Genomic DNA, 16,848 nt, shown 5'->3' with positions numbered 1-16,848 from the left:
AGGGTGTGACGCCTGCCCGGTGCCGGAAGGTTAATTGATGGGGTTATCTTCGGAGAAGCTCTTGATCGAAGCCCCGGTAAACGGCGGCCGTAACTATAACGGTCCTAAGGTAGCGAAATTCCTTGTCGGGTAAGTTCCGACCTGCACGAATGGCGTAACGATGGCCACACTGTCTCCACCCGAGACTCAGTGAAATTGAAATCGCTGTGAAGATGCAGTGTACCCGCGGCTAGACGGAAAGACCCCGTGAACCTTTACTATAGTTTTGCACTGGACTTTGATGATGACTGTGTAGGATAGGTGGGAGGCTGTGAAGTGAGGACGCTAGTTCTCATGGAGCCACCCTTGAAATACCACCCTGTTGTTATTGAGGTTCTAACTTGGTCCAGTAATCCTGGATGAGGACAGTGTATGATGGGTAGTTTGACTGGGGCGGTCTCCTCCCAAAGAGTAACGGAGGAGCACAAAGGTACCCTCGGTACGGTCGGACATCGTACCAAGAGTGTAAAGGCATAAGGGTGCTTGACTGCGAGAGTGACGGCTCGAGCAGGAACGAAAGTTGGTCTTAGTGATCCGGTGGTTCTGAATGGAAGGGCCATCGCTCAACGGATAAAAGGTACTCCGGGGATAACAGGCTGATACCGCCCAAGAGTTCATATCGACGGCGGTGTTTGGCACCTCGATGTCGGCTCATCACATCCTGGGGCTGAAGCAGGTCCCAAGGGTATGGCTGTTCGCCATTTAAAGTGGTACGCGAGCTGGGTTTAGAACGTCGTGAGACAGTTCGGTCCCTATCTGCCGTGGGCGTAGGAAAATTGAGAGGAGCTGCTCCTAGTACGAGAGGACCGGAGTGGACGAACCTCTGGTGTACCGGTTGTCACGCCAGTGGCATTGCCGGGTAGCTAAGTTCGGACGGGATAACCGCTGAAAGCATCTAAGCGGGAAGCCTCCCTCAAGATGAGTTTTCCCATGAAGCCCGTTGAAGACTACGACGTTGATAGGCAAGGTGTGGAAGCGTAGTAATGCGTGAAGCTAACTTGTACTAATTGGCTGATTGTCTTGACCATATAATCTGAGTGACTTCAGATTGTAGTAAGCGAACTGAATACCTAAACAAAATGTGTGACTCGAATTCTTTACCAGACCAAAGGCTTATTGAAAATAATTAATACATAAGCCAATGGCAACCAGTTTTCCTGGCGACTATAGCGATTTGGAACCACCTGATCCCTTCTCGAACTCAGTAGTGAAACAAATCCGCGCCAATGATAGTGTGAGGTCTCCTCATGCGAAAGTAGGTCATCGCCAGGGTTTTATTCCTAAAAGCGGCTTTTATGCCGCTTTTTTTTTATCTATTCAAGATTGTCGTTACACCAACAACTTATTGAATAATTTATAAAAATAAAATTATTATGTAACACACCTGTTTAATGTATTATTGTTCAACGCATTTTTGTTGGAAATGCTTATAGATTCAATTTTGGTTTAAGGATAGGCTGAAGATTGTAATGTTAGTACAACACATTCGTAAATTTATTAAAGAATTAGGGGAATCGAAATCCCCCATCCCCTGCGATAAAAAATTCGTAACTATTTTGTCAGAACGTTTTAGTCACAGGGATGATCCGGAGACATTAACTCATGATGATATTCAATTCATTTTGCAGTGTTTTAGAGAGCGATGGATCGCAGATACTGATACTGATTATCTGATTAATCCTTCTGCTGTAAATCAAATATGGATTAAATTCGCTCATGAATTGGAGCCATTTTCAGAAAAAAATTATTTGCAAATCTTGCTGCCTCATATAACCAATCAAGTTGATTTTAATAATTTAACTCCACTGAGTGAAACAGTTCGATTGGAAAATTTTTATCTTGGCTATGATAGTAAAACTTTATATAGAAAAAGAGGATTATGTGAACATTTACTTGATAATCAATTTGAATTGTCAACTTGTAGAACCTTATCAATTAAAAAATTTGAACCCTTTACTATTGAGGAGTTAACGAGATTATATAGAAGCAGCCAATCTAAAGCCGAATTTTCTATTAGTGAGGAAAGGTTTGATAATTTTTGGGATTTTTTAAAGAAAAAGGTTTTTCCTCGTATGCAATCGAAGGGGCAAGTTCCATTGGAAATATTGCCACAGTTATTTGGGTTAATTGAAAATTATTATTCTTTAAAAACTTCTCATGCTGATATTCAATTTTTTAAAATGGAAGTGCAAAAATTTTTTAAAGCATTGTATCAGTTCGATCTGGAGAGTATTAATTTTCTTTATGGGACTAAAATTCCATACCAGGGTAGAGATTATTATCTATTAGAATTGCTTATTTCAATTAATATGATGCAATCCTATGATGTGGATGAACAAATTGAAGCCATTGCTGGTTGGATGTTTCAATTTAATCCCAGATTGAAATCTGCAAGGAAAGAGTTAATACCTTTTTATCATGAATTAAAAGCTGTGAACTTGCAGGAGAATAGTGTAGCAAGTAATAGAGATAATTTATTATATCGGGTTAAAACTTTGCTGGTTTCATTGTTGGTTGTACCATTCGAAATTTTTCCTTTTTCGGGGAAAGTAATTAGCCTGTGGGATATCAAAAATACAGTTTTTTCAGAAGCTCAAGAGATATATAACCAGTTTGCTCCTTATTTGATTTCAAATAGGGTTGAAGAGTTGCTATCAGTCTATAACAAAGTATTGAAAGAAAGTATTAAACACAGCCAAAAGGACAAAGATATTTATACTTGGCTGACACATTACAAATCAACACTTGATTGGTATCAGCTTGTTGAAGTCGGTGATCTATCTAAAATGGATGTTTATTGGTTTGAACCTGAATTGCTATTACATGTTTTGTCACACCTTAAAGTGGTTAATAAATCATTGAACGCTAAAATCGTTAATTTTTTGGATGAATTGATACATACTTGTTCTCAAAACAATAATGAGTTGCTGATTCAACTAAGAGTTAATATTTTATTTACTAAGTTTTTAAAAAGTCTTAATGAGCAACAGAAAAGAAATTTAATTTTAACCCTTCAAATGTTTGATCAAGTCGATGCTAAAAATAAATTCTTAGCTAATTGTATTGATTATGTGGCAAACCGCTTATTGTACATTAGTACGTATCTGACGGAGACTTCAAATAATTTTTTTGGAGCTTACCGGAGCATTGAGAGTAAGAAACTTTTCATTAATAAAGCAGATGTAAAGCAAGTAAGCGATATTTTAGAGAGTTTTAAAGAAATATTGCACTCATTAAAAGAGAGTTACAAGGGAGAACAACTGGAAAATATGCTTATTTATCTAAGAAAAATAAGTCGCCCTATTTTAACTGTAGCAGAAGTGGAGGAAGCACAGCAATCTGCAAGAACGTTAGACTATATTGGTTCTCCAACTTAAACCAGGTAATAAAGGGCAGACTAATATTGCCCAGGCATGGCAATTAGATTATAATTAGTCCAATTTGATAATTATTTGTTTTCTGAAGTGCAGTTGTAATATGCCTAATATAAGAGATCTAGCCTTAAGAAATGCGGTTCTTGATAGAACAAAACTTTTGAGTCATGCACAAAAAATTAAATTTTTAAATCATTATGATGAAACATTTGTTGAGGGATTAACATCGTTAGATATGATAAACGAGATTGATAGTTATGTCGCTTCCTTAACCTATCTTGAAATGACTGATAAATACACTCAGGAAGAAAAGAGGCAATTAGTAGGCATAATCTTATCAATTCACAATGATCGTTTTATTTCATGCAAACATTTACATCCTCAGTTATATCAAAAATTGATGAAAGAAAGATTTTTATCAATTTTCTTTTCAAATCTGTACATACTTCCCGACATCACTGCAGGATCTGAAAAGCTGGCCTATGTGACTGTAAGTACCAACAATAAAATGAAAATGGAGCCATCAAAGTTATATGGCCATTATGAATATTATCAATGTTCTATAGCACTAGTAACAAAAGTTGATGGCTCTCAATATTTTTATCATTTGAATCCTAATCGTATTTTTGGTGATTATATGGGTAGCATACCCTTGGAATTATCCGGTAAGGAACTTAACGACATACGTGATGTTGTATTCATCCTCCATCCACGCAGTATGATTGCCTATCGAGAATTTCAAGAATTGCAAGAGAAGAGTATTCCATTTAAGACAATTCGCCTACCTGTTGGATCAATGTCAGTGTCACTTAGTTATGATACAGGTAAAGACGTATTAATCATTAATAATATTGAGGGAGGGCAAATGGTAACTTATAACAATTTGTTGCAGCCTCCTAAATATAATAGATATCAATGCACTCCTGAACAATATTTTATTAGTCAACTAAATAATGGCAGAACTTGGTCTGAAGCACTTGATTGTGCTCTGGATAAATATATTGCTACAAGGAAAGAAGGAGCAACGTGGTGGGATCTTAGACCATTATTTTTTAATACGACCACTACAAAAGCCAATATGATTGCTGCAGCGAGAATCAAAAAGGAAATTAAGGCAGGAGCTACAGAGTTTGATTTTGGAGAAGTAACCAAGAATGGATTGTTGAATCAATTATTATCAACAGCACTTGGATATCAGTCAGAGTATCGGAAACTCATGCTAAATGATGAAGCTCTAACTATAGCTCCGTATATGAGAACTTCATTGCACTGATAGTATCTCATTAGCTTGATGGGAATCCTCGGATTTTCTCTTTTACTTTATTAAATTGCGTACATAATTTTATAAAATTTTCATATCTGTGGATTGAAATTTCCCCTTTGCTTACAGCAGTAATAACACCGCATTGAGGAGTATCGATATGTGTACAATTACGGAATTTGCAAAGAGATAAATAGGGTTTGAATTCTTTATATCCCTGAGCAATTGTGGAGTAATCAATATCCCATAGGCTAAATTCCCGAACCCCCGGCGAATCTATCAAGGCACCACCACTAGGTAAATGATAATAACGTGAATTTCTTGTGGTGTGTTTACCTAATTCAGAACCAGTTGATATTTTATTGATTGTTATATTTTGTTCATGAGGTAATAGGCTTGAAATTAGTGAAGATTTTCCTACCCCGGACTGACCAACAAAAACACTAATTTGGTTATCTAAGGCTTTTTTTAATGGCTCTATAGTATCCGGTATTTGATTACTGGCCATAATGACAGGGTAGCCTAACGAATGATAATCTGTTGTTAGTCGTTCCTGAAGTACTTGACCAGGGAGATCGATTTTATTAAGGATGATCACCACATGCAATTGAAGTATCTCAGCCATGATCAAATAACTATCAAGTAGTGGCCAACTGACTTCAGGTTTTGGGGCAATTACTACAACCATTTGAGTGATGTTTGCTGCTATTGGTTTCTTTAGACCTTTTTGACTCGGCCTTGCGAGAACACTTCCTCTGGGGTAGATGCTTACAACCACACCTTGTGCCTCTCCTTCCATCTGCCAAATTATTCTATCACCAGCAACCAGCGTATTGAGATTAGGCCGGATAGAACAAAGAATTCGCTTTCCTTCGTTGTCTTCAATCTCTACATGTCGACTGAATCGAGTAATTACCAAACCATCAGCTAAACTATCAGAGTTGTTTTCCATGTTGTCATGATAGGTTTTCTGGATTTTGGCTATACGGGCAGATTGCTGCTTATTGATTCGTCTTTTACTCATAGTGTCAATCTATACTATAATTGATGCGATTAATAATACAGTATGAAGGTAAATCTTATTTAATGAAAGTCTACTTAGTCGGTGGTGCAGTTCGTGATCAATTATTGGGAATTCCTGTTCTGGAACGGGACTGGGTAGTTGTTGGGGCAACACCAGAAGAGTTATTAAAGAAAAAATACAGACAGGTAGGCCGCGACTTCCCTGTTTTTTTGCATCCTGAAACCAACGAAGAATACGCATTAGCGCGGACAGAACGTAAATCTGCACCTGGATATTATGGTTTTACTTGTGATTTTAGTAAATCAGTTACCTTGGAGGAAGATTTAGCAAGACGGGACTTAACAATTAATGCAATGGCGATGGATGAGCGAGGGCATTTAATTGATCCTTATCAGGGACGTCGTGATATTAAAGAGAAATTATTACGTCATGTATCTCCAGCTTTTATTGAAGATCCGGTTCGAGTTTTACGTGTTGCTCGTTTTGCCAGCAGATTCCACCATCTTGGGTTTAGAATAGCGAAAGAGACTCGTTTATTAATGTATTCTATGGTAAAGCGAGGTGAGTTATCTCATTTAGTCCCTGAGCGTGTCTGGCTGGAATGGCAAAAAAGCCTTGTAGAGAAGAATCCAGAACAATTCATTCTTTCTTTACGGTCTTGTGATGCCTTAAGAGTGGTTTTACCTGAACTTAATTCATTATTTGGAGTGCCTAATCCTTATCGATATCACCAGGAAATAGATAGCGGCATTCATTCTCTAATGGCATTACAAGTCTCATCCAAGCTAAGCCAAGACCCATTAATACGATTTGCTACTTTAGTTCATGATTTAGGCAAAGCGTCCACACCAATGCAATCATGGCCTAAACATCATGAGCATGAAGAGAAAGGTGTTAAACTAATTCAGACTTTATGCTCTCGTTTGCATATCCCTAATGATTATCGTGATTTAGCAATTATTGTGTCACGGGCTCATTTAAATATTCATAGAATATCCGAGTTACGTCCTAATACTGTTGTTAAGATTTTGGAACAGGTAGATGCTTTTAGACGACCGCAATTATTTTATAAATTATTAATCGCCTGTCAGGCAGATGCCGAGAGCTGTGGAAAAACGGTTACGTATCACCAGAATCGTTTATGGAATGAAATATTATCTCAATGTGTTAAAGTGTCACCACAGACATTTATAGCGCAGGGTTTCGAAGGGAAAGCCATTAAGGAGGCCATGCATCAAAGTCGCGTGGCTTGTGTAGAGCAAATTTTGACTTCTTGGAAATCAAATGAAAAATAATCAAAATTTAATTTGGATTGATTTAGAAATGACGGGCCTTGATCCAGAACAAGATAGAATTATAGAAATTGCTACGATTGTAACTGATCCACAGCTAAATATTATTGCAGAGGGGCCAGTATTAGCAGTATCACAATCTAAAGTTCTTCTTGGTAGTATGGATGCATGGAATACAAAACAGCACAATCAATCAGGCTTGGTCAAACGAGTGTTGGAAAGTGACGTCAGTGAGTCTCAGGCAGAACAATTAACAATTGAATTTTTAAGACAGCATATTGATAAAGGAAAATCCCCTATGTGTGGTAATAGCATTTGCCAAGACAGGAGATTCTTATATAAATATATGCCCGAGTTAGCGGCCTATTTTCATTATCGGAATTTGGATGTCAGTACATTGAAGGAACTAGCGCTGCGCTGGCGCCCAGAATTAATGAGTGGAGTAGTTAAGGAGTCAAAACATCTTGCCCTGGATGATATAAAAGATTCCATTAATGAGTTGGGTTATTACCGCCAACATTTTATTAATTTGCCGGAAGTAAAAAAATGACATTTAGAGAACGGTTAGAATTACCTAATGGTGCAAAAAAATTATTACTACATTCCTGTTGTGCCCCTTGCTCAGGCGAAGTGATGGAGGCACTAATTTTTTCCGAGATTGAATTTGCCATATTTTTCTATAATCCCAATATTCATCCTCTTCAAGAATATGAAATAAGAAAAGAAGAAAATATTAAATTTGCAAAAAAACATGGTGTCTCCTTTATCGATGCTGATTACGATAAAGAAAATTGGTTTGAACGAGCTAAGGGATTAGAGTGGGAGCCTGAACGAGGAAAGCGTTGCACCATGTGTTTTGATATGAGATTTGAACGGACAGCATTATATGCTCATGAGCATGGGTTTCCCGTTATCAGCAGTTCTCTAGGTATTTCCCGTTGGAAAGATATGAACCAGATAAATGATTGTGGGGTACGAGCTGCAAGTCATTACCCAGAGTTGACATATTGGACCTATAACTGGCGTAAAAATGGTGGTTCCGAACGAATGTATGAAATTGCCAAAAGAGAAGAGTTTTATAAACAAGAATATTGCGGATGTGTTTATTCTTTACGAGATACAAACGTCTGGCGTAAACAAAAGGCACGAGATCGAATTAAAATTGGAATAAATTATTATTCTGAAGGTAAAAACGAAGGAGAGCTATGAGTAAGCATTCGCATGATGGTTCGCATCATCATGATCATGGCGAAGTGACTTATGATAAAGCTTTTATAATTGCAATTACTGCAAATGGCCTTTTTGTTGTGATGCAAATTATTTTTGCTTCGTTGGCGAACTCTACCAGCTTATTAGCAGATGCTTTTCATAATTTGGGTGATGTATTGGGACTGATTTTAGCATGGATAGCAACAGGGCTAATGAAGAGAAAACCTACCCCAAAAGCGACTTATGGGTTTAAAAAAACCACCATTTTAGCGGCATTGATGAATGGTGCACTGTTAGTATTTACTTGTGGAGTAATTGCCACTGATGCTATGTATAAGTTATTTGCACCCGTTGAAATTAAAGCAGTATCTGTGATGATTGTTGCCGGGATTGGTATAGTTATAAATTCTGCGACTGCGGTTCTGTTTATGAGAGGTTCGGATGATCTCAATATTCGTGGGGCCTATTTGCATTTATTTTATGATGCATTGATATCAGTAGGAGTAGTTTTATCAGCTGCCATTTTATATGTAACAGGATGGATATGGATAGATCCGGTTGTCGGCTTATTAATTGCAATAATCATTTTAAAAGGCACTTGGTCATTATTTGCAGATAGTTTCAGATTAATTATTGACGGTGTTCCTCGCGATATTTCATGGATTAATGTGAGTAATTTCCTCTTGGGTATACCAGGTGTAAAATCTATACATGATTTACATATTTGGGCAATAAGTACGAAAGAAAATGCACTTTCGGTTCATTTGTATATGCCTGGGGAAACCTTAACCGATGCTTTGCGCAGAGAGTTGGTTGAGAAACTGAAAAAAGATTTTAGTATCCAGCATGTAACCATCCAGGTTGAAAAAACAGAAACGGAATGTAACGACGCATGCCATAATCCAAGAATAATAATTTAATCAGGGCTCAAAGACTTCTTTCGAAACTCTGCTGCAGCGAATTTCGAAGTAGTCATTCACGAGCTTAATGTTAGCATTAACTAATTTATTAGATTAATTATGCCATATGGGATTCATCAGGCCGCGACCATAAGGAAACGGATATAGTTGACACGTAAAATAACCGGTTATGTTGCACAGTATATGAACTCTATTTTTAAACACGGCCTGTGAACGATTACATTTCGAAAGAGGTATAATTCCCTTGCTTCCCCCCTCCATTAATTTGCTTTTTGAGATAATTCATCTTTTGTTATTAATTCCAGACCTTTTTTATAGCAGACTCCCCCAGATAAGGGGTCATTCAGTTTCTCATGCAGATTACCAAGCGCTATAAACGCTGTGGGGGTTGGGTTAAGCTCAATGGACTGTTCAAGATAGTGCTTGGCTTTTCCCCACAAATGCCGAGCAAGGCAGATACGTCCTAAACATAAATACAATGCTGCAGAGTGAGGATTTTTTTTAAGTAATGATTCAGCAAACAATAATTGATTTTCTTCACACGGAAGCAGGCTATAAAGTTCAATTAACTTATTATCAAATTCCTTGCGAAGACATCGTCTTAGATTATATTCAGCTTCCTCAAACTCCTGGTTCTTAATTAAAAAACGAGTATATTCTGCAACAATTTTTGCATTATTAACCAGGGATTTGGGTAGAGAGTGATAAAGATTGGTAATGTTCTCTGATTGGTTGTGTTTTTCTAAATCAATCATGGCGTGCAAATAAGTGTTTTGTTGTAGTTGTTCAAAAGCTTGATCAGAAATTATATGGTTTCTTTTTAAATCTGGTAAAAGAGCAATGAGTTGTTGCCAGTCTTTGATTTCTTCGTAAAGACTCATTAATAATTTTAATACATAAGGATGGCGAGGCGCCAAATCTTGAAGATGTTTTAATGTGGCCAATGCTTGTTCCCATTGGTGATTGGCAAGTTGTAATTGCGCTTGGGTTAATTCGACAGCAATTTTTGCTTCTGGCATGGATTGTTGTGCTTCTCGAAGATAATGATCGCGAAGTTTACTATCCCCCATTTTTTGAGCAGCCCTGGCTGCTGTTAAATAATTTAGCAAAGGGGTGTCGGTATTGGGTAGGGCTTGTATTAAATGATTTTTTGCTTTTTGCCAATAACCTTCACTGTATTCTATTAAGCCCTTACGAGTAGTGGCTTGGGCTTTTTGTGTTAAGCGACGAGAATGCCATTTGTTTATCATACTGGGGGTTCTTGTAATTTTATTACAAAATTGGACAAAACCATAAGTTAAAACAAACAGAAAAAGTAAGCCAAAAACAGCAATCCATAAGGTAGTTTCTATAGTCCAATTATTAATGGCTATTAATACATAGCCCGGATCCTTATTAAGTTGGATACCCAGAAAGACAGAGAGCAGTAAAATAATAAAAGCTAACAGAACACGTATCATTCTCAATTTTCTCCTTTCCCACTGTTTATTTGATCGACAGGTAATTCCTTATTATCAATCATTTGATTGAGCAGTGAGATTGCTTGCCCAATGACAGGTTTTTCTTGAGTTAATTTTATATTTTGGAGGTCATTCAATTGCTTAATTAAAGCAGCAGTGTTATGAGAAGTTACATTAAATGCTCTTTTAATGTTAGTAATAGCCTGATTTAACGCAAGCTGATAGACTGCGGGATTATTGTTTAGAACTGCCCATTGTGCTTCCTGAAGATTAAGACGAATACTTTCCTTTAATGCAGATTCATACAAAGGAGATATTAAAGGTTGGATATTTTCATTGTTACGGCGAATAACAACTAATTTCTCCAAAAAGCTCATACTATCTTGCATTCGACGACGCCACCCGGTTTTGCTGGACTTTTCTGGCGTTGAATTATTGTTTTTTACTTCATGCTGTTCAACAAGGGATTGGATAGACAGAGTATTAATACTCAATTGAGCAGCATCTAATTGACTCAGGATCCCTGCAATATCAATGATAGGGATAGACTTTAATTGAGCAATTTCTTTGGCAATGGCTTGGCGAATTGTAAATATTTTGGAGGCGTTTATGTGCTTTAAAAGTTCATCAGCTTGCTGTAAAAGTGCTACAGTAGTGTTAAAATTGTCACTCCAATGGGCATTAATTTGAGCCAGTTCAAGGCAATATCGTACCTTAAGAAGTAGCCAATCATTATTTTGATAAAGTTTTTGCTTCATGGCGGTTTGCAATTCTTTATTTAAGCCATCAATTTTTTTTATGAAATCATTTTGGACTTGTTGTAGGCTATTGGCATTCGTATCTACCATCTTTTGAACATTGTTTTGCTCTTCTTTTACTTTATTTAATTCAGAAGCTAATTCTTTGTTTTCAATAATCAGGTAATTTTGAAATTGTTTGTTAAATTGAATGGAATAAATAGAAGTGGCGATAGCAATAATGGCAAGAAGTAATGCCAATCCGGTTATCAAGGATTTATTTTTATCAACAGAAGAAGGAGTCGTAGTTTGCGATTGGATACTGGTCTCCACTTTAGGTGTTTGTTTCGTTTGAGTAGTTTTTTTTTGTTCTTCATTGCTATTGGCCATGGATTAATCCTTATAGTCAAATAACGTACTTATCATCCTTTCTGGATGGCTAATGAGAATCTTTTTAATGCCGAATAAAGTAGCGACTTTAGCAAGACGGTCACTAATGACCAGGCAAGGTTTGTTTTGTAACCATTCTTGCCTTTCACTGCCAAACATTTTAAAAAGATTATGTATGGATTGCTCACTTGTTAACAGTATAATGTCCACCAAGTCATCGCGCCACAAAGAATTAATAAATTCTTTGTCGATTATTGGCATGGCACGCTTATATACTGATAGAATACATGCCTTTGCTCCTTTAAGCATTAAATATTCCTCAACCAGTTTTCTTCCTCCTTCTCCTTTTACTAAAAGGATTTCCTGGTTTTTTATTTGCTGCAACGAATCAAGAGTCAATAAATGCTCACTGTCAGGTAACTCAGGCACATCATTAACTTGAATATTTAACTCATTGAGTACTCTAGCAGTCCCTTTACCAATAGCAATCACTCGGATGCTATTGGGCCAATTAATTCCTCTTGATGTCAGTTCCTTCATGCAACAGCGAACTGCGTTTGGGCTGATGAAAATCGCTTGGGTTACTGAATTTAAGTCAGGTAATTTGTCTATCCAATTGGTTTGAGAAGGGATTATTTCCAAGGTAGGGCAATCAATAGGCATACCACCAGCCTCAATAATTTTTTTATTAAGTAATTGGGCTTGTTCTTTTGGTCTTGTGTTTAAGATACGCAAACCATTCAGTGTTTCAGTCATGATGATATAGTATCGAGTAGATTTGTTGCTCCTTTGGCGAGTAAGGCTTGAGTACATTTATCTGCAATGCTTTCAGCTTCCTCTATATTTCCTTGTTGCTTATCATAAATTATTTGGGTTCCATCCAGATTAAGTATTTTTGCTCTTAAAAAAAGTTGGTTTTCTGCAGTAAGCGAGCAATAAACAGCAAGGGGGACATGGCAATTACCGCCTAATTTGGCATTGACTCGTCTTTCTGTGTGGACACAAAGAGCGGAGAGAGGGTCATTTAAACCATTAATGAGCGCCTGAATCTCTATGTTGTCAGTTCGGCATTCTATGCATAAAGCGCCCTGGCCACAGGTCGGCAGCATAATGCCATCGGGTATGACTTCAGTAATGAGATGTTCTAACCCCATTCTTTCCAAGCCTGCGGCAGCAAGAATAATGGCTTGGTATTCTCCAGATTCTAGTTTGCTCAATCTGGTGTTGATGTTTCCTCGTAAGGTTTTGATTTGCAGATCTGGTCTAAATGCTAATAATTGAGACTGGCGTCTAAGGCTTGATGTGCCAATAATTGCATTTTGAGGTAAAGTTTCCAGATTTTTAAACTCTTTACTTATTAAAGCATCAAAAGGATTGTGTCTTTTGCAAATTGCAGCTAAGGAAAGGCCATCTGGAAGCTCTGCAGGCATGTCTTTAGTCGAATGGACTGCTAAATCAGCTCTTTTATCTAATAATGCCTCTTCTAGCTCCTTAACAAATAATCCTTTTCCTCCAGCGGCTAATAATTTGTCTTTAAGAAATTGGTCGCCTGAGGTTATCATGGGTAACAACTCAATGGTTAGATTTGGCCATAGCTTTAAAAGCATTTCCCGTACATGATTGGCTTGCCATAAAGCGAGTGGGCTTTGTCTTGTTGCAATGCGTATGATTTTTGAACTCATGGAATACAGGGTATTTGTTGAATAATTAAGAATCATAACATTGATTCCGCTTTAAAAAGAACCCTGTAAGGAAAGATACTGTAATTTGGCCTGATGATTGGTTTTATAGGATTAAGCCGTATCGTTTTGACAAGATCAAAGTATCCTATAATTATTACTCATAAATTTTATGATAGGTTCTCTTGGATATATGTTAAGGATTAAAAATGTGGCAACTAAAAAAATAGTGAAGCATTTAGACGAATCAATGCAGCGTAGTTTGTCCAATTCGGCTCATCAATTGGTTGCAGTCGGAGCCATAGCCTTTGTGGGGTTTCCGCTGTTTTATATAATTTGGGCTTTCTGGTTACCTCAACCCTATGAGAATCTTCCCTTACGTCTTATAGGAAGCCTATTAGGTTTGGGTTTGATGCTCACTCCCTTCTGGCCATTAAAATGGAAGCAATATTTATCTTGGTATTGGTTTTTAACCCTCTTGTTTACTTTACCGTACTTTTTTACTTTTTTGTTTTTAATGAATCAAGCAAGCGTTATTTCGGCAATGTCTTTACTGTGTGGGATATTTTTACTGGTTTTGCTCGTTGATTTATTGAGTTTAACCATTGTATTGTTATTAGGGGCTAGCTTGGCACTGGTTAGTTACTATCTTTATTCTCCGCAAATGTATTTTGGAGAAGAGCATATACAAATGACCTTGGTTATTGTTTTTACTATCATTGCGGGCTCTACCTTAAATTATAAAACGGCTATGTTACAACAACAAAAATTAGCTGGCATGGCAGCTGCTGCAGGTATGATTGCGCATGAATTACGTTCACCATTGTTGGGAATAAAAAGTGGTTCTCAAGCTTTAGTGCAATATTTACCAAGGTTAATCGAAGGTTATCAACTAGCTAAAAAACAAGGGTTGATGTCATCTCCTTTACGCGAGAGATTGTTGTTGCAACTTGGAGGAGTCAGCAATCGAATAGTGAGTGAAATTGATTATGCGAACACGATCATTGATATGTTATTAATAAAAGCAAGTCGCGATAATATTTTACAAAATTGCATTTTAGAGATTTGTTCTATAGCAGAGTGTTTATCCGAAGCAATAACCAGGTATCCATTTCAGTCACCAAGAGAAAGAACATTAATCACTTGGACTGGGAGCTTTCAATTCAAAGGCTCCAAGCTGTTGATGCAACATATTTTGTTCAATTTGATAAAAAATGCACTTTATGTCATTGCAACGGCTCAACGTGGCGAAATTAAGATTTGGACTGAGTCTGGCGACAGGTATCATTATTTATATTTTAAAGACACAGCCAAAGGAATGACTAGCCAACAATTAAGTCGATTATTTAATCATTTTTACACAACAACGTTTATGGGGACAGGAATAGGTTTATCCTTCTGTAAATTGGTTATGAATGGTTTTGGTGGTGATATTGTTTGTGAGTCCAAGGAAGGAGAGTATGCCCTGTTTATTTTGAGTTTTCCTATTTCAGAGTGAAGCCGATTATCTGAAACAGAAAAAAAACAGAGCTATTCAATCCCCAATATCTTAAGTATTTTCGTTGCAATGCAATGCATTTTTTAGGTTTAACTAGAGTTTGGCTGTTTTAACTGAGATAGCAATAAATATATAAGTCCAGCCGGTGACGATCAATTCAATCGCAATAAAAAGGCCAATTACCCATAACCCACTAATAGGCCACTGAATTAAAATTAGTATGCCAAGAATTATGGCAGTAACTCCTGCTAATAATAACCATCCCCAACCTTTAGAGTCTCTTAAAGCAATAGCCATAATAATTCGTGTGAGCCCAATCACAATCAGAACTGCTGCAAGAAATGCGGTGATTAAAGTAGATGCTAAAAATGGGTCATATAGAACAATACAACCAGCAGCAATATACAGCACTGCAATGAGTGCTTGCCATATCATTCCTTTCCATTCTTTATATTTGAACACATCTATAACATGACTTATTCCGCCAATGATTAATAAAGCACCAAAAAAGAACATGCTTACTAGAGTTAGGCCAACCACCATTCCAAGACCTATGCAGCCTAGAACAATAAAAAGTATTCCAAACCCTAAAATCCAACCCCAGTTGCGTTTTAATTCATTAATTGGTGGTTGGTAAAATTCTTGAGAATTGGCCATATCAATATCCTTATTAGATTTGGTAGCATGAGATTAGGTTCTTATTTAATAATATAGACTTACATTCAATAAATTGTCTAATTTTGGGGTTTAAGAGTAATACTTTTGAGATTGGCTTCAAAGCCTAATGTATATAAAACGTAAATAATTTGGTTATAATAGGCAATCATGATATTTTATCATCAGGTTAGCCAGGTTCGGTTATTGGATAAAGGACCGTCGCTTATTAATGGTTCACATAAGGGATATATAACATTGGAACGTTTTGCTCAGGAGGAGCTATGCAACATTTCTCTATACCTACCTGTTACTTTCCAAGTACCGCGGTTTTTGTAGACGACAGCCGAGATTTTTTGCTTAATTTCGTTTTACAGTTAGATGAAAGTTTGGCCTACCGTGTATTTGATTCGCCTTTCGATGCTTTAGATTGTATTAAACAAAAACGGTGTGAACTTGAATTATTGAGCGAGCGCTGTATCAGTGAATACACTGAGGCGAAAAACTGTCCATTAACTAATCATACTATTAATCTTGATTTAGCAACTATTCATGCGGAGGTTTATAATTCTCGGCGATTTTCTGAAATTTCTGTGGTGGTTGTTGATTATGCGATGCCTGGCATGGATGGGTTAGAATTTTGCAGGCGAATCGAAGATACAAACATTAAAAAAATTTTGTTAACTGGACAAGCCGATGAGACGCTTGCAATAGCGGCTTTTAATGAAGGATTAATCCACAGATATATTAAAAAGAGTGATCCAGATGTTGCATACCTCATTACCCAGAGTATTCATGATTTGCAGTTACAATATTTTCAAAGTATGTCAGATATGATTGTACGAATGCTCTCAGTGACGTCCCCGAATTGTTTACATGATAAAAAGTATGCGGAGTTGTTTTGGAATTTATGTAAGGAAAAAGGAATAGTTGAGTTTTACCTGGCTGATAACTCAGGCAGTTTTTTGATGTTAGATGATGATGCCAATATTAGCTTTTTAATTGTGAAAAATGAAGGCGATATGCGTCTACATTATGATTTGGCTTTAGATAATGGAGCCAGTGAGGAAGTATTGGATCAATTGTATAATGGAGAAAAAATCCCTTGTTTTTGGCAATCTAATTTAGTGACTCCCCAATGGAATGAGTGGTCTCATTGTCTGGTACCAGCAAACCGATTTGTTTCTGATGAAACCTATCATTACGCCTACGTTCAGGGTGCTGTTTTGTTTGATCTGCGTTTGGATAAAATTCTTTCCTACCATCAATATCTAGAGGAATTGGATGCAGAAGAAATGTTTCTTAACTAAC

14 protein-coding genes and 2 rRNA genes (1 of these 16 only partly in view) are annotated in these 16,848 nt (G+C 37.0%); 10 read left to right on the top strand and 6 right to left on the bottom strand.

The annotated features are described in order from the left end of the window. From ACZ5EK_RS14510 to ACZ5EK_RS14495, 4 genes are all read left to right on the top strand, one after another. Positions 1-1,067, top strand: a 23S ribosomal RNA gene (locus ACZ5EK_RS14510); it begins 1,829 nt to the left of the window's first position. A gap of 128 nt (positions 1,068-1,195) precedes the next feature. Continuing rightward, positions 1,196-1,311 (top strand): 5S ribosomal RNA (rrf, locus tag ACZ5EK_RS14505). A 551-nt stretch (positions 1,312-1,862) separates the two neighbouring features. Beyond that, a complete protein-coding gene (locus tag ACZ5EK_RS14500) occupies positions 1,863-3,416 on the top strand; it encodes a lpg2745 family Dot/Icm T4SS effector (protein WP_464430420.1) in 1,554 nt (517 codons plus the stop codon). 100 nt (positions 3,417-3,516) lie between these two features. After that, entirely contained in the window at positions 3,517-4,686 is a 1,170-nt protein-coding gene (locus tag ACZ5EK_RS14495; RefSeq protein WP_464430419.1) for a lpg2744 family Dot/Icm T4SS effector, read from the top strand. 10 nt (positions 4,687-4,696) lie between these two features. Here the strand turns inward: ACZ5EK_RS14495 and rsgA are convergent, their stop codons facing one another. Beyond that, positions 4,697-5,698, bottom strand: a complete 1,002-nt coding sequence (rsgA, locus tag ACZ5EK_RS14490) for a ribosome small subunit-dependent GTPase A (RefSeq protein WP_464430418.1) — start codon at positions 5,696-5,698, stop codon at positions 4,697-4,699. Positions 5,699-5,760: 62 nt separating this feature from the next. On the opposite strand from rsgA, the gene ACZ5EK_RS14485 reads away from it, so the two are divergent. The 4 genes from ACZ5EK_RS14485 to ACZ5EK_RS14470 are packed head-to-tail and all read left to right on the top strand — an operon-like array spanning position 5,761 to position 9,119. Further along, positions 5,761-6,993, top strand: coding sequence for a multifunctional CCA addition/repair protein (locus ACZ5EK_RS14485; protein ID WP_464430417.1), 1,233 nt, complete (start codon positions 5,761-5,763; stop codon positions 6,991-6,993). Further along, positions 6,983-7,540, top strand: coding sequence for an oligoribonuclease (gene orn / locus ACZ5EK_RS14480; RefSeq protein ID WP_464430415.1), 558 nt, complete (start codon positions 6,983-6,985; stop codon positions 7,538-7,540). Before ACZ5EK_RS14485 ends, orn begins: the two co-directional genes overlap by 11 nt. Continuing rightward, positions 7,537-8,199 (top strand): epoxyqueuosine reductase QueH, encoded by a 663-nt coding sequence (locus ACZ5EK_RS14475; protein WP_464430414.1) that lies wholly within the window; start codon positions 7,537-7,539, stop codon positions 8,197-8,199. The genes orn and ACZ5EK_RS14475 overlap by 4 nt, the downstream gene beginning before the upstream one ends. Further along, entirely contained in the window at positions 8,196-9,119 is a 924-nt protein-coding gene (locus ACZ5EK_RS14470) for a cation diffusion facilitator family transporter (RefSeq protein WP_464430413.1), read from the top strand. The genes ACZ5EK_RS14475 and ACZ5EK_RS14470 overlap by 4 nt, the downstream gene beginning before the upstream one ends. Positions 9,120-9,379: 260 nt before the next feature. Here ACZ5EK_RS14470 and ACZ5EK_RS14465 read toward each other — a convergent pair whose 3' ends face one another. Genes ACZ5EK_RS14465 through hemC form a run of 4 tightly spaced genes read right to left on the bottom strand, consistent with a single transcriptional unit; the run spans position 9,380 to position 13,388 of the window. Then, positions 9,380-10,579: a heme biosynthesis HemY N-terminal domain-containing protein gene (locus ACZ5EK_RS14465; protein WP_464430412.1), complete on the bottom strand. Its 1,200-nt coding sequence runs from the start codon at positions 10,577-10,579 to the stop codon at positions 9,380-9,382. Between the two features lie 2 nt (positions 10,580-10,581). Continuing rightward, complete coding sequence (locus ACZ5EK_RS14460; protein WP_464430411.1) at positions 10,582-11,706, bottom strand: uroporphyrinogen-III C-methyltransferase; 1,125 nt, start codon at positions 11,704-11,706, stop codon at positions 10,582-10,584. Positions 11,707-11,709: 3 nt separating this feature from the next. Next, complete coding sequence (locus ACZ5EK_RS14455; protein ID WP_464430410.1) at positions 11,710-12,462, bottom strand: uroporphyrinogen-III synthase; 753 nt, start codon at positions 12,460-12,462, stop codon at positions 11,710-11,712. After that, positions 12,459-13,388, bottom strand: coding sequence for a hydroxymethylbilane synthase (gene hemC, locus ACZ5EK_RS14450; protein ID WP_464432509.1), 930 nt, complete (start codon positions 13,386-13,388; stop codon positions 12,459-12,461). Before hemC ends, ACZ5EK_RS14455 begins: the two co-directional genes overlap by 4 nt. Before the next feature lie 208 nt (positions 13,389-13,596). Here hemC and ACZ5EK_RS14445 point away from each other — a divergent pair, with 208 nt between their 5' ends. After that, positions 13,597-14,883 (top strand): sensor histidine kinase, encoded by a 1,287-nt coding sequence (locus tag ACZ5EK_RS14445; RefSeq protein WP_464430409.1) that lies wholly within the window; start codon positions 13,597-13,599, stop codon positions 14,881-14,883. Positions 14,884-14,976: 93 nt separating this feature from the next. Here ACZ5EK_RS14445 and ACZ5EK_RS14440 read toward each other — a convergent pair whose 3' ends face one another. After that, a complete protein-coding gene (locus ACZ5EK_RS14440) occupies positions 14,977-15,540 on the bottom strand; it encodes an HdeD family acid-resistance protein (protein ID WP_464430407.1) in 564 nt (187 codons plus the stop codon). A gap of 281 nt (positions 15,541-15,821) precedes the next feature. Between ACZ5EK_RS14440 and ACZ5EK_RS14435 the strand changes: the two genes are divergently transcribed. Continuing rightward, the gene (locus ACZ5EK_RS14435; RefSeq protein WP_464430406.1) at positions 15,822-16,847 is read left to right on the top strand and encodes a response regulator; all 1,026 of its coding nucleotides are present in this window, start codon (positions 15,822-15,824) and stop codon (positions 16,845-16,847) included. Position 16,848: the final 1 nt, after the last annotated feature.

The organism is Legionella sp. JM-2024 (assembly GCF_055389095.1).
Note: the sequence above shows the minus strand (reverse complement) of the source record. Positions and strands in the feature narration are given on the sequence as shown.